Source organism: Pseudomonas sp. A39 (genome assembly GCF_058145955.1).
The window spans coordinates 1-14,024 of sequence record NZ_JBYVMD010000054.1 but is presented as its reverse complement, the minus strand read 5'-3'; the positions used below and the strand labels follow the sequence as shown (position 1 = coordinate 14,024).

8 protein-coding genes are annotated in these 14,024 nt (G+C 62.3%); 7 read left to right on the top strand and 1 reads right to left on the bottom strand.

Annotation, left to right across the window (positions count from 1 at the left end):
* The first annotated feature begins 34 nt into the window (after window positions 1-34).
* The 5 genes from AC3ZU9_RS27410 (at window position 35) to AC3ZU9_RS27390 (ending at window position 6,453) form a co-directional block, all read left to right on the top strand.
* Window positions 35-1,417, top strand: coding sequence for a PepSY-associated TM helix domain-containing protein (locus AC3ZU9_RS27410; protein WP_490091603.1), 1,383 nt, complete (start codon window positions 35-37; stop codon window positions 1,415-1,417).
* A gap of 150 nt (window positions 1,418-1,567) precedes the next feature.
* The gene (locus AC3ZU9_RS27405) at window positions 1,568-3,676 is read left to right on the top strand and encodes a TonB-dependent receptor (protein ID WP_490091602.1); all 2,109 of its coding nucleotides are present in this window, start codon (window positions 1,568-1,570) and stop codon (window positions 3,674-3,676) included.
* A gap of 43 nt (window positions 3,677-3,719) precedes the next feature.
* Window positions 3,720-4,502, top strand: coding sequence for an ABC transporter ATP-binding protein (locus tag AC3ZU9_RS27400; RefSeq protein ID WP_122811434.1), 783 nt, complete (start codon window positions 3,720-3,722; stop codon window positions 4,500-4,502).
* A complete protein-coding gene (locus AC3ZU9_RS27395; RefSeq protein ID WP_012721975.1) occupies window positions 4,499-5,446 on the top strand; it encodes an ABC transporter substrate-binding protein in 948 nt (315 codons plus the stop codon). Before AC3ZU9_RS27400 ends, AC3ZU9_RS27395 begins: the two co-directional genes overlap by 4 nt.
* A complete protein-coding gene (locus AC3ZU9_RS27390) occupies window positions 5,443-6,453 on the top strand; it encodes a FecCD family ABC transporter permease (protein WP_093542787.1) in 1,011 nt (336 codons plus the stop codon). The genes AC3ZU9_RS27395 and AC3ZU9_RS27390 overlap by 4 nt, the downstream gene beginning before the upstream one ends.
* Before the next feature lie 17 nt (window positions 6,454-6,470).
* Here the strand turns inward: AC3ZU9_RS27390 and AC3ZU9_RS27385 are convergent, their stop codons facing one another.
* Window positions 6,471-11,081 carry a DUF4329 domain-containing protein gene (locus AC3ZU9_RS27385; RefSeq protein WP_490091601.1) on the bottom strand — a complete coding sequence of 1,537 codons (4,611 nt, stop codon included), beginning with the start codon at window positions 11,079-11,081 and terminating at the stop codon, window positions 6,471-6,473.
* 269 nt (window positions 11,082-11,350) lie between these two features.
* Here AC3ZU9_RS27385 and urtA point away from each other — a divergent pair, with 269 nt between their 5' ends.
* Both urtA and urtB read left to right on the top strand, forming a co-directional pair.
* On the top strand, window positions 11,351-12,616 hold the full coding sequence (urtA, locus tag AC3ZU9_RS27380; protein ID WP_012721972.1) for an urea ABC transporter substrate-binding protein: 1,266 nt from the start codon (window positions 11,351-11,353) through the stop codon (window positions 12,614-12,616).
* A gap of 83 nt (window positions 12,617-12,699) precedes the next feature.
* The coding region (gene urtB, locus AC3ZU9_RS27375; RefSeq protein ID WP_490091600.1) for an urea ABC transporter permease subunit UrtB at window positions 12,700-14,024 on the top strand (1,325 nt) is incomplete at its 3' end.

Below are 14,024 nucleotides of genomic sequence, written 5' to 3'. Positions count from 1 at the left end.
GACACAAAAAACTCAAAGCCTTGCGGAGCCCCCGATGAGCATTCAAAAAATATCCTTCTACAACCTGGCCTGGCGCTGGCATTTCTATGCCGGCCTCTTCGTCGCCCCTTTCATGGTGCTGCTGGCCCTGACCGGCATCATCTACCTGTTCAAACCTCAGCTCGACCCGCTGATGTACGGCGACCTGCTCAAGGTCCAAACCGCCGAACACGCCCTGAGCGCCGACGAACAACTGCAACGCGCCCAGGCCGCCTACCCCAACGGCGTGATCAGCAAGTACCTGCCGCCGGCCGACGCCACCCGCAGCGCACAATTCGTGATGCACAACGGCGGCCGCGAAGTGACGGTGTTCATCGACCCGTATCGCGGCACCGTACTCGGTGAGCAGGACGCCAAATACAACCTGCAAGCCATCGCCCGCGCGCTGCATGGGGAGCTGATGATCGGCACCGTCGGCGATCGCCTGGTGGAACTCGCCGCCGGTTGGGGCGTGATGCTGGTGGTGTCGGGCCTGTACCTGTGGTGGCCGCGCGGCAAGTCCTCGGCGGGTGTGCTGTGGCCAAGGTTCAGCAGTCGCGGCCGGGTGTTCTGGCGCGACATGCACGCGGTCACGGGCTTCTGGGGCGCGTCGCTGCTGCTGGTGATGCTGCTCAGCGGCATGACCTGGACCGGCTTCTGGGGCAAGCAATACGCCGACCTGTGGAACAGGTTCCCGGCGGCCATGTGGAACAACGTACCGCAGTCCGACCAGCAGGCGCGAGTGCTCAATACCGCAACGCAACAGACCGTGCCCTGGGCCCTGGAAAACACGCCGATGCCGATGTCCGGCGACCATGCCGAACACATGAACCACGGCGCGATGCACTCAGCGCCGGCCGCGCCCACCTTGCGCCTGCAACAGGTGGTCGACCTGGCGACCGCGCGCAAGGTCGAGCCCGGCTACAGCATCACCTTCCCGACCACGGCCGAGGGCGTGTTCACCGTTGCGGTGTTTGCCAACGATCCACGCAACGACGCCACCCTGCATGTGGACCAGTACACCGGCAAGGTCCTGGCCGATGTGCGCTGGGCGCACTACAACACCGTCGCCCGCGCCACCGAGACCGGCGTGATGCTGCACGAAGGCAAGATGTTCGGCTGGGTCAATCAACTGATCGTGCTGCTGATCTGCCTGATGATTCTGCTCAGTGCGGTCAGTGGCGTGGTGATCTGGTGGAAGCGCCGGCCAACGGGCGGCCTGGGCGTTCCGCCGTTGCGGCATGACCTGCCGAAGTGGAAAACCGCGATGGTGATCATGCTCGCCCTCGCGATCATTTTCCCGCTGGTGGGGGCCTCTCTGATCCTCGTGTGGGCGCTGGATTGCCTGGTGCTGTCACGCTTTTTTGGCCAACGTGAATCTGCCTCAGGTTCGGCATGAAACAGGCGAGATGCCCGGTACAGAGCCCTTCTGTAGCCTTGCGCGGACTTTTGTCTCGCAGCGAATAAGTGTTAACTTATAACACTTTCTGCGTTATCGTTGCTCGCCGCGCCCTGCGGCGAGTACCCCTCCAAGAAGACTGACCGACCGATGAACAAGTACCTCGCGTCCAGCCTGTGCCTGCTCGCCCTGCATAACAGCGCCCAGGCCCTGACCTTGCCCGCCAGCCCTGTCACCGCCACCGCCGTGGACGACGAACACGTCGACCTCAACACCCCGACCACCGCCGGTTCGCGCTTGAATCTCACGGCCTTGCAAACCCCCGGCAGTGTCGAGAGCCAGACCGGCGCGCAGATCCGCGCACGCGGCGATGCCAGTGTGCAGGACGCAATCTCCCGCGCCACCGGTATCAGCCGTACCGGCACGCCGGGCGATGGCGGCACGTCGTTGTCAGCCCGTGGTTTCACAGGCCAGGGCTCGGTGATGCAGTTGTACGACGGCAACCGCATGTACATGGGCATGGGCACGTCGACCTTCCCGGTAGACACCTGGTCGGTGGAACGCGTTGATGTGCTGCGCGGCCCGGCCTCGGTGCTGTACGGCGAAGGCGCTACGGGTGCGGTGATCAATACCGTGCCGAAAAAGCCGTTTGAAGGCGAGATCGAAAACCACCTCCGCCTGGGCTATGGCTCTTACGACCGCCAGCAACAAGCCCTGGACAGCGGCGGTTCGCTGACCGACACGCTGAGCTATCGCCTGAACCTCAATCGCCTGCGCAGCAATGGTTTCATCGACCGTGGCGACGCCAGCAGCGACTTCGTCAGTGGCGCCCTGCGCTGGCAGGCGGCGGACAACTTGAGCGTCACCCTGGCCAGCGACTACGGCGACCAGCGTCCGCAAAACTACTTCGGCACGCCACTGATCAACGGCCAGTTGCACAAGGGTCTGCGCGACAAAAACTACAACGTCAGCAACGACACCCAGCACTACAACGACCAGTGGACGCGCCTGACCAGCGAGTGGCAGATCAACGACAGCGTCAGCGCCACCAACGAATTGTTTTACCTGAAAAACCAGCGCCGCTGGCAGAACGCCGAGAACTACAACTTCACCAACGGCCAGCTCACTCGCAGCGGTAATTTCGGCATCAAGCACAATCAGGAACAGGTGGGCGACCGTCAGACCTTCACCTTCAAACACACGCTGTTCGGCCTCGACAGCGAGACCGTGACCGGTGTGGAATACAACCGCATCCGCTTCCGCCTGGCCAGTAACTCGCCGTTCAACGACGTGCTGGCGAGTGGTCAGCCTATCGATATCAATCACCCGGCACCCGCCGCGTTCGACAGCCAGAACGCGTTCAAGCCACTGTTCGCCACCACCACTAAAACCGTCGCCGGCTTCGCGGAAAACCGTTTGCAACTCACCGACTCACTGTCGCTGATCACCGGCATCCGTCGTGACTACGCCCATGTGGACCGCGATGATCTGCGCGACGGCAGCCAGAGCGACAAAACCCTCACCGGCAACAACTGGAAGGCCGGCCTGGTCTACGCGATCACGCCCGATACCTCGGTATACGGCCAGTACGCCACCAGCACCGACGGTGTTGGCGGCCTGATTTCCCTGAGCCCAGGCCAGCAGCAGTTCGACCTGTCCACCGCCAAGCAGACCGAGGTCGGCATCAAGCAGGCCTTCTGGGACCAGCGCGGCGAATGGACGTTGGCGGCGTATCACATCGTCAAGAAGAAACTGCTCACCGACGTGCCGGGCAACCCGGACCTCAAGCAGCAAGTCGGCCAACAATCATCACGTGGCCTGGAAGCCAGCCTCGACCTGCAACTGCCACACGCCTGGCAACTGCAAGCCAACGCGGCCATCGTCCATGCGCAGTACGACGACTTCAAACAGGGCGTCGGCGGCGTGCAAGTGTCCCGCGACGGCAACCGCCCGGTGGACGTACCGCGCCGCACCGCCAACCTGTGGCTGAGCAAGGCCGTGACCGAGGACATCCGCGCGGGTGCCGGCGTGCGTTATGTCGACGCGCGTTACGCCGACATGGCCAACCAGAACGAGCTGCCGAGCTACACCGTGGTCGACGCCAGCGTGTCGTGGAACGCTATGCGCAACACCACCCTGGGCCTGCAGCTGAACAACCTGTTCGACCGCACCTACGCCGTCAGCCAGTACAACGACGGCCAACAATGGATCCTCGGTGAGCCGCGCGCCCTCTTCGTCACAGCGGACTACACCTTCTAAATGACCAAAACACCGTTCCACTGTGGTGGACTTGAGAGCATTGATGACTTCACTCACCCTCACCGGCCTCAACTGGTCACCTGCCGGCCACTGCCATCACCAGTTCCACCTGCGTGACGCCAGCCTGCAGGTCGGCGCAGGGGAGTTTGTCGGGCTGATCGGGCCCAATGGCAGCGGCAAGACCAGCCTGTTGCGCTGCGCCTATCGGTTCAGCAAGCCGGCGCAGGGTGACGTATGGCTTGCGCACCAGAACGTGTGGAAGCAGAGCGCCAAATGGTGTGCGCAGCGAATCGCGGTGGTCTTGCAGGAATTCCCCGACGCCTTCGGCCTGCGGGTGGATGAGGTGGTCGCCATGGGCCGCACGCCCCACAAAGGCCTGTTCGATGGTGACACGCTGCACGACCAGAAGATGATTCAGCAGACCCTGGAATCGGTCGGCATGCAGGGCTTTGAGGACCACGCGTTCGCCACCCTCTCCGGCGGTGAAAAACAACGCGTCATTCTGGCTCGCGCGCTGGCCCAGCAACCGCAACTGCTGATCCTCGACGAGCCCACCAACCACCTCGACCCGCGCTATCAACTGGAGCTGCTGCGATTGGTCAAACGCCTGAACATCGGCACTCTGGCCAGCATCCACGACCTCAACCTGGCGGCTGCATTCTGTGATCGCCTGTACGTGATCAACCACGGGCGCATCGTCGCCAGCGGCACCCCGCATCAGGTGCTCACCGCCGCCTTGCTGCGCGACGTGTTTGGCGTCGAAGCACTGATCGACACCCACCCCTTGTCCGACTACCCCCGAATCACCTGGATAACCCCACCATGATCCTGCGCGCTCTGCTTGCCGTTACCTTGCTGTTCAGCGCCGCCGAGGCGTTCGCCGAAGCGACCCACTACCCCGTCACCATCAAGAGCTGTAACCGTGACGTGACCTTCCAGGAAGCCCCGAAACACGCGGTCAGCCACGACATCAACATGACCCAGATGATGCTTGCCCTGGGCCTCAAGTCGCACATGGCCGGTTACAGCGGGGTCTCCGGCTGGAAGTCGGTGACCCCGGAAATGGCGCACCTGCTCGATGGTTTGCCAGAGCTGGCGAGCAAGTACCCATCGGTGGAAACCCTGCTCAATGCCAACGTGGACTTTTTCTTCGCCGGTTGGGACTACGGCATGCGAGTAGGCGGCGACCTGACGCCGAACACCCTGCAACCGCTGGGCATCAACGTGTATGAGTTGACCGAGTCGTGCGCCTTTGTGATGAAGCGCCCGGCCGCCACCCTGGACGACACCTATAACGACCTGCGCAACCTGGGCAAAATCTTCGATGTGCAGGACCGCGCCACTGCCTTGATCGCGCAGATGCAGGCACAGGTCGCCGACGTGCAAAAGGACCTGCCGGCCGATAAGCCTCGGGTGTTCCTTTACGACAGCGGTGAAGACCGCGCCATGACGTCCGGCCGTCTGGGCATGCCCCAGGCGCTGATCGAAGCAGCCGGCGGGCGCAACATCCTCGATGACGTCGACGCCAGCTGGACCCGCATCAACTGGGAGACCGTGGTGGAGCGCAACCCGCAAGTGATCGTGATCGTCGACTACAGCGAAATCACCGCCGAACAGAAACAGCAATTCCTGCTGAACAACCCGGCCTTGCAAGCCGTGGACGCGATCCGGAACCAGCGCTTTATCGTCATCCCTTACGTGCAGGCCACGCCGGGCATCGACAACGTGCTGGCCGTTGAAACCCTGGCCAAGGGGTTCCACGGCGAATGATCACGCGTCGCTACGCCCTGCTGCTCGTCGCCCTTGGCACAGTGTTGCTGGTTTCTTGCGTGATCTCGCTGGGCTTCGGCCCGGCGCGGGTGCCGGTGGAGGTGGTGGGGCGAATCCTGCTGTACAAGACCTTTGGCATCGGCGAGGCAACCTGGTCGGCCGGGCAGGAACCTATCGTGTGGCTGATCCGCGTGCCGCGCCTGTTGCTGGGTGTCTTGGTCGGCGCTGGGTTGGCCTTGATCGGCGCGGTGTTGCAGGCAGTCACACGCAACCCGCTGGCCGACCCGCACCTGCTCGGTGTCACTTCCGGCGCCACGTTGGGCGCCGTAATCGTGGTGTTGCATGTGGGTGAAGTCATCGGCCTGCTGACCCTGCCCATCGCTGCGTTTGTCGGTGCACTCGCGAGCATGCTGGTGGTGCTGGCGGTGGCCAGTCGCAACGGTCGGCTGGAGAGTGATCGCCTGCTGCTGTGCGGCGTGGCGGTGTCGTTTGTGATGATGGCCGCCGCCAATCTCTTGCTGTTCATGGGCGATCATCGCGCCGCGTCGGCGGTGATGTTCTGGATGCTCGGCGGGCTGGGCCTGGCGCGCTGGGAGTTGTTGGCCATCCCCGCCGCGAGCGTGCTGCTCGGACTGGTGCTGCTGCTCGGCATGGCCCGCCCGCTGAACGCGCTGATGGCCGGTGAACAGACGGCCGTGACCCTTGGCCTGAACGCACGCACCGTCCGCCTGAACGTCTTCCTGATTGCCTCATTGATGACCGGCGTATTGGTGTCCATCAGCGGCTCCATCGGTTTTGTCGGGCTGATGGTGCCGCACATTGCCCGCCGCCTGGTGGGCGCCGAGCACCGGCGCTTATTGCCGGTGTGCGCACTGCTGGGCAGCCTGTTCCTGGTGTGGGTGGATGTGGCCGCGCGCACCCTGATCGCCCCCGAGGATCTACCGATCGGCGTCGCCACGGCAGCGATTGGCGGGCTGTTCTTCATTGGCTTGATGCGCAAGCGTTGAGTCATACCGGTCACGCGTCACAGTTCATCCTTGTCGCGGCCATACAGCGTGTCATCGGTATCCGGCAGCGATTGCACACCGTTGTGGGGCCAGTCAGGCCCCAACACGCCACGGCGGGTCCAGAAGTCATCGGTTTCCAATACCGACAGGTTACCCACACGCCTCATTCGCTCCACCAGCACACTGGGATCAGGGGCCAGGCCAGGGCCGAGCAGCGCACTCTCCTCCTGCGTATGGCCAGGGACATACTTGAGTAATGCGCCCTCGCGACAGACCAGGTAGCAGCTCTCGGCCACCGGCAGGTTGGTTCTTACAATCGACACATAACGCCGCCAGTCATCCAGCGACGCGAAGCGCTTGAGCAAACGCAGGTCCTTCGCCTCCAGGCTGGTGGTTGAAGGGATGACTTTATAAAACGCCTGGATCGCGGCAATGTTGTAAAAGTACAGGGCGTAGGCATTTGTCAGGTTGAGTCCAAAGCCGGCGAGACGAAACAAACGCGCCAGGCTCCCCGGAAACGGCAGCGACCGATCCTCCACCGGCTCCAGTGCCACAAAGCCGGACTCATCCGGCGGCACCAGCACCGCCCCCAGGTACTCGATGCCATTGAAGCGCCCCACACGCTTTTGCGCAGAGCGGGCGGCGTCATCGGCATAGAAATACAACGCATCGCAAAACAGATGAGCGTACGGCCCGCTGTCCGAGTGGCCCGTCACGACTTTAGGTGACCAGTCCAGCCCCACCTTCCCGACACTGGCCCATATCGGGCTGCGCACCCAAACCTGCATGTCCCCCCGTGCCGCAAGACTGCGGACATAATCCTGCATCTTCAGCGAACCATCGAGCAGGCTCGCGCGAAGGCGCGGCGCCTGGTTGAGCATCTCGAACAACAACGCACTGCGCTCAAAGTCATACTGCAGCAGCGCACCGTCGGCGCACATCAAGTACAGCGTCAGCACCCGGCCATTGCCAAAGCGTTTTGCAGCGCTGAGTGCGTTGACCACCTCCTGCGGCCAAAAAAAGTGCTTGGCCATTTCACCCTCAAGACTGGACGCCTGGACGGTCGGCGCCTGCAAATACAGGCCATCCCACACGTAGCCTTGAGGTAACTGGCCAGCAACCCATACTTGCTCAAGCTTGACGAAGCTCTCACGGGCCAACGGCGCAGTCGCCATATAGCGCTGCTTTTTGGCTGATTTGAGCACGTAGCCAAAGGTCAGTTGCGCTGGCGTGGTCGACCCCAACTGCAGGGCGCGTACCGCATCGATGGCCCGGGTATACAACGGGCTGCACGGTGGGTCGGCCAATGCCTGGCGGATCTCCCGCGCCGGCGGTTGCTCAACATTCCAGACGAACGTGTCTACCAGTAACCTCGCCGGCCCCCACAGCACGCTGCCACTGATCACCCGCAGGTCACCGGCCTTGGCGACCTCGGTCACAAACTCCGTAGGCAGCAGCGTCCCCTGGCGTATTTGCTGTTCGACAAGGTTGTCGGCGTAATCGCCCCTGACCGCATTCAGCGGAGCCAGGCGACTTCTAAGAGCGGCCTCTTCGGCGGAGTCCGTGCGCTGATAGCTGAGAATCGAGCCATCCGGGCCGAACAGGTATTCGCGCTTGACCTGCGTTTCATGCAGCAACAGATACGCCAACACCGCGCTGGGCAGCATGCTTTTGTAAACGGCTTTTTGTGCTGCGGCCAACAAAAGCTCCACCTCCACGTCCAACCGCGAGCGATAGCGCGCGACGATAGAAGCGCCGCCTGGATACAACCCCTGCGAAATGGCTTCGTCCGGGTAAATCCAGTTCCGGGCAAACCCTTGGGGAGGCACTGCCAGTGGGTCGGTCGCGGTAAAAGCGCCATTGGCGAGGCGTAATACCACCCCACCGTAAGCCCGCTGCCGAACCGTGCCCACCAACGCCTGCGCATGGCGCGCAGCATCATCGGCACTCGCAAAGGTGGGGCCAAGGCGGCGACGTGTCATGGCCGAGTAACCGTTCCAATCCGGGGAAACCAGGCCTTCCTTGTCCCAATACTGGCTGGTCCGCAGGACCGTCAGCTGACCCCGCTTGGCCGTCTCCCTGACGAACTCCACGGGTGTCTTTGCACCGGAGTTCAATTGCGCAATGGTGTCCTCGAGGTTTCGCTCCAGCGGGCCCCCACCGCCCAACTGAAACGGCAACGACACATACCGCAGCAATGCGCCTTCGTCGGTCGAGAAATAAATCGGCAGGTACTGCCCGTCGTTGTATTTCTCCCCCCGACGCTTGGCGTCATAAAGCGCGGCGTACAGCTCGCCAGGCTGCACAAAATAGCGGGCAAGCCATGAGTCAGCGGCCCCCAGTCCTGTGGGCTGCCATTGTTGGGAACGAAAGAGTGCATGCAGCACAAACCCCTCGGGAAAGCGGAAGTCGCCGGGCTTTCCGGAGGAGGCAAAGACACTGTTGAGGTTGAAAAGCGCGTAGCGGGCACTCACGCCAACCACCTGCGAGGCGACGAACTCGTCGCTTTTCGGGTGCCTGAGAATGAAGCTAAAACAGGATTGATGGGCAAGACTACGGCCATGAACCCGGGCATGCAGGTTGCGGGCAGCCTCATCGGCACTGCCAAAGAGCGCCCCGAACGTGGCGTAATCCGGCGCACCCGACCTGGGGGCGTAGCTGAAATTGGGTGTCCAGTCGCTGTAGACCACCGAGCGTGGCCCCCACAACGCATTGCCTTCAATGACCTTGAAATCACCCGCCTCGGCCAGGCGGGTGACCCACTGAGTGGGCGTGATGAGGCCGCTGCTCAGGTGCTGGCGGATTCGGCTGCCGCCAGCCTGTGGCGCCACGTTCGCCAGGAGCACCTGTTCGTGGGACGACGAGTTCGGGGTGTAAGACAGTAAACACCCCTGAGAGCCCGACAGGAACGCCACGCGCTTGTGCCGGATGACCTCACGGATTTCATCATCGGCAAACGCCTGCATGTTGATCATTGCATCATCCCGCGTCCAACCACGCTGCTCGACCCAGGCCGGGTCAACCATGGACAAGGCCGGATGAGAACCATAACGACCGTGTAACTGATAGAGCTCCGGCGGGATCAAAGGGCCCTTGCCCCCTGCCGGGAAAAACAACGGTTTGTCGAAGGGGTTTGCGTCGCTTTCAAGCGGTTCGGTAATGACAAATCGGCCGTCCTCTCCCTTGAGCACATAGCCGCCGTAATAGCGATCGCGTCGATGGCCGATCTGCTCGTGGGCATGCACCGCCGCGTCGAAGGCCGACAAAAAGGATCGACTGAGCGTCACCTCATAAAACGAGGTCAACAGCGTCGAACGGTCATCCACTAGACCTTCATAGCGCCACAGTTCGCCGGGCTGCACCACCGACAGGTCACCGGCGGCCAGCACCCGACGCACGTACTCACGCGGCCTAAGGGTCCCCGCCAGGAGCGCTGCCTGAGCGCCGTTGTCGTTGAGCACACCATCACTTTGCACCAGCGCCAGGCGGGTGTGTTCAGCGAGACCCGGCAGTTTGAACCGCAACAGAGCACCGTCCTCAGCCTTCATGTACAGCGCAAGGCCGCGGGCTTTGTCTTGAATACCCGCGGTCAGGCGCGATTGGGTGATGGCCGCGACCATTTCCGCAGGCGTGAAAAAGTGCGCGTATAACCAAGGCTCTCTTTTGGGAAACGCGGTTTCATCCGGCCTGGAGGTGTAATAAATCGCCTCGAGCCGCAATTGCGAAGGCAACCTCGGCTTGCCGTCCGGGCGCTTGGGGAACAGGCCTTCGATCGCGAACAGCGGCTGACCCGTTGCCTGCGGATAGGTGGCGACATAACCCTCACTCTGGGTGTGCTTGAGCACAACCCCCATTGTGCGAGCGGGCACTGCTGTCGGCGCATTCGCCAGGGCACTCAGAACAGCCAGTTCAGCACGGCCAAACACCTGAGTGAAGGCGGGTTGCTCCCGAACGGTGCCTGGCAGCGCGACCGGCTTGCCGACTTTCCAGGCCCGCGTGACCTTGCCACGCACCCCCCCCCACTCGGCAATGGGCTCGATCACGCGCAACTCTCCAGCCTCGGCGAGCAGCCAGATCAGATGTTCGAAAACGCTGGACTGTTCAATCGGCAGTTTGCCGGTCCATTGCTGGTAAAGGGTCTGTTCCTGGGTCGAGTCACTGCTCACATACTTGAGCAAACTGCCGTTCGGCCCAGACAGGTAATGCGCGCGTGCCGTCTTTCGGTGTTCGACGATAAACCTCATGTCGGGAATGGAAAAAAGGCTCTGGAAAATCACTACCTGTGAGCCTGTCATCCCAGGGTTCTGCCGCGCGACCTCATCGGGCGCCAGCGGATGGGAGTGGTAATAGGCCTCGCCCATATAGCCTTCGGGCAGCACGAAATCGCCATTCTTATCGGTGGGCAATATCAAGGTGTGATCGAACATGACGTGTTGGTCCGGCACCGGCTCGGTGGCGTAGAACCGACCACCGCGTTTGAAAATCGCCCCACCGTACTCGCGGTCACGGCTGTGGCGAGCAATGCGCTCATGTGCCCAGCGGGCGGCATCATCAGGCGTGAAAAAGGGCGGGCTCAGAGGGGGAAGTTCCGCACGGGAGGCGGGCGGATTTACCGGAGTATTTTCCATGGGCATTCACTGGCAATAGGGATAAAAGTACGGGCCATCCTGGCCCATGCCCACCCGCCCATTGCGTTGCATAGCTACCTCGCCCTGTTTCGGGGCTGCGGCTGCACTCACGCATCAATCCGGCGCCAACCTGGTGCACGCCTGCGCATGACTGAGCCATCCCGCCTCGTGGCGACACGCCCTCAGCCCTCTCGGCACAGCCTTTGCAATCGCTTGCTCAGCAGCTGTTTCTGCCCTCATAAAAACATTGAGTTTCTGGAGATCGCACCATGAAGCGTCGCAGTCTGATCAAGGCTTTCACCCTGTCCGCCTCCATTGTCGCCATGGGCCTGACCTGGACCGTGCAAGCCGCCGAGACCATCAAGGTCGGCATCCTGCATTCGCTGTCCGGGACCATGGCAATCTCCGAAACGTCGCTTAAAGACATGGCGTTGATGACCATCGACGAGATCAATGCCAAGGGCGGGGTGAACGGCAAGATGCTTGAGCCGGTGGTGGTGGACCCCGCGTCCAACTGGCCCCTGTTCGCCGAGAAAGGCCGGCAATTGCTGACCCAGGACAAAGTCGCCGTGGTGTTCGGCTGCTGGACGTCGGTGTCACGTAAATCGGTGCTGCCGGTGTTCGAGGAGCTCAACGGCCTGCTGTTCTACCCCGTGCAGTACGAAGGCGAAGAGATGTCGCCGAACGTGTTCTATACCGGTGCGGCGCCGAACCAGCAGGCGATTCCCGCAGTGGAGTACCTGATGAGCGAAGAAGGCGGCAGCGCCAAACGCTTCTTCCTGCTCGGCACCGACTATGTGTACCCGCGCACCACCAACAAGATCCTGCGTGCGTTCCTGCATTCCAAAGGCGTGGCGGACAAAGATATCGAAGAGGTCTACACCCCATTCGGCCATGCCGATTACCAGACCATCGTTGCCAACATCAAGAAGTTCTCTGCCGGCGGCAAGACTGCGGTGATTTCCACCGTGAACGGCGACTCCAACGTGCCGTTCTATAAAGAACTGGCCAACCAGGGATTGAAGGCTACCGACGTGCCGGTAGTGGCGTTCTCGGTGGGTGAAGAGGAACTGCGTGGCATCGATACCAAGCCACTGGTGGGCAACCTCGCGGCCTGGAACTACTTCCAGTCGGTGGAGAACCCGGTGAACACCAAATTCGTCGCCGACTGGAAAGCCTACGCCAAGAAACACAACCTGCCGGGCGCGGATAAAGCCGTGACCAACGACCCGATGGAAGCCACTTACGTCGGTATCCACATGTGGGCCCAGGCCGCCGAGAAAGCCAAGTCCACCGATGTCGACAAAGTGCGTGAAGCGCTGGCCGGCCAAACCTTCGCTGCGCCGTCGGGCTTCACCCTGACCATGGACAAGACCAACCATCACCTGCACAAGCCGGTGATGATCGGTGAGATCCAGGCGGATGGACAGTTCTCGGTGGTGTGGCAGACCCAGGAGCCGATCCGCGCGCAACCGTGGAGCCCGTACATCCCAGGCAATGACAAGAAGCCGGACTACGCCGTCAAGAGCAACTAAGCCCCAAGCGCCGATAAAAGTGTGGGAGGGGGCTTGCCCCCTCCTAGATAAAGCTTGTCCGCGCATGATCAGGACATTTGTTTATGCCCACTGCCCTCTACCGCTATTTCCTGGCCTTGCTGCTGTTGCTGCCCCTGGCCGCACACGCCAGCGACGCCGAAGACTTCCTGTCCGCCAACCCCAGCCAACAAGCCAAACTCCTCCAGGACTGGGCCGCCCAGCCCGACCCGGCACGCATCGAGTTGGTGGATGCCCTGCAACAAGGCCAGCTCACGCTCAACGGCGAAACCAAGACCGTGCGCCTGAACAACCGCCTGCGCGGCTTGATCGACAACGTGCAGGCCAGCCAACAACTGCTCGCGGCCGACCCGAAGGTGCGCCTGGCCGCTGCGCAAACCCTGCAAAAAAGCGCACAACCTGCGCAGTTGAAATTCCTCGACCAGCGCGTCGCCGCTGAAACGAATGAAGACGTGCACACCGCACTCAGCCTGGCCCTGGCCAATCTGCAATTGGTCGACAGCGACCCGGTGGTGCGCCTGGCCGCCGTGCGTTTGCTCGGCAGCACCGGCGACCCACTGGCCCGCACGCGTCTTGAAGCGCTGCTCGCGCCCGGCGTCGAAACCGATACCGCCGTGCACACCGCCGCCGAGACCAGCCTGGCCCAGGTCAAACGCAAATTGATGCTCGGCGAGATCCTCGGCCAGGCCTTCAGCGGCATGTCCCTGGGGTCGATCCTGTTGCTGGCGGCCCTCGGTCTGGCGATCACCTTCGGCCTGCTCGGCGTGATCAACATGGCCCACGGCGAGATGCTGATGCTCGGCGCGTATTCCACCTATGTGGTGCAGATGCTGATGCAGCGTTATGTGCCGGCCGCCATCGAGTTCTACCCGCTGATCGCACTGCCCGTGGCGTTTTTTGTCACCGCCGCCATCGGCATGGCCCTGGAACGCACGGTGATTCGCCACCTCTACGGCCGGCCGCTGGAAACCCTGCTGGCCACCTGGGGCATCAGCCTGATGCTGATCCAGCTGGTGCGCCTGGTGTTCGGTGCGCAGAACGTCGAAGTGTCCAACCCCGCCTGGCTGTCCGGTGGCATTCAAGTGCTGCCCAACCTCGTGCTGCCCTACAACCGTATTGTGATCATCGCCTTCGCGCTGTGCGTGGTGGTGCTGACTTGGTTGCTGCTGAACAAGACCCGCCTGGGCCTCAACGTGCGCGCGGTTACCCAGAACCGCAACATGGCCGCCTGCTGCGGCGTGCCCACCGGCCGCGTGGACATGCTCGCCTTCGGCCTCGGCTCCGGTATCGCCGGTTTAGGCGGCGTAGCACTGAGCCAGATCGGCAACGTCGGCCCGGACCTGGGCCAGAGCTACATCATCGACTCGTTCCTGGTGGTGGTGCTCGGCGG

Coding starts and splice junctions, on each gene's coding strand:
- AC3ZU9_RS27410 (WP_490091603.1), top strand. CDS start 35: ATGAGCATTCAAAAAATATCCTTCTACAACCTGGCCTGGCGCTGGCAT.
- AC3ZU9_RS27405 (WP_490091602.1), top strand. CDS start 1,568: ATGAACAAGTACCTCGCGTCCAGCCTGTGCCTGCTCGCCCTGCATAAC.
- AC3ZU9_RS27400 (WP_122811434.1), top strand. CDS start 3,720: ATGACTTCACTCACCCTCACCGGCCTCAACTGGTCACCTGCCGGCCAC.
- AC3ZU9_RS27395 (WP_012721975.1), top strand. CDS start 4,499: ATGATCCTGCGCGCTCTGCTTGCCGTTACCTTGCTGTTCAGCGCCGCC.
- AC3ZU9_RS27390 (WP_093542787.1), top strand. CDS start 5,443: ATGATCACGCGTCGCTACGCCCTGCTGCTCGTCGCCCTTGGCACAGTG.
- AC3ZU9_RS27385 (WP_490091601.1), bottom strand. CDS start 11,081: ATGGAAAATACTCCGGTAAATCCGCCCGCCTCCCGTGCGGAACTTCCC.
- urtA (WP_012721972.1), top strand. CDS start 11,351: ATGAAGCGTCGCAGTCTGATCAAGGCTTTCACCCTGTCCGCCTCCATT.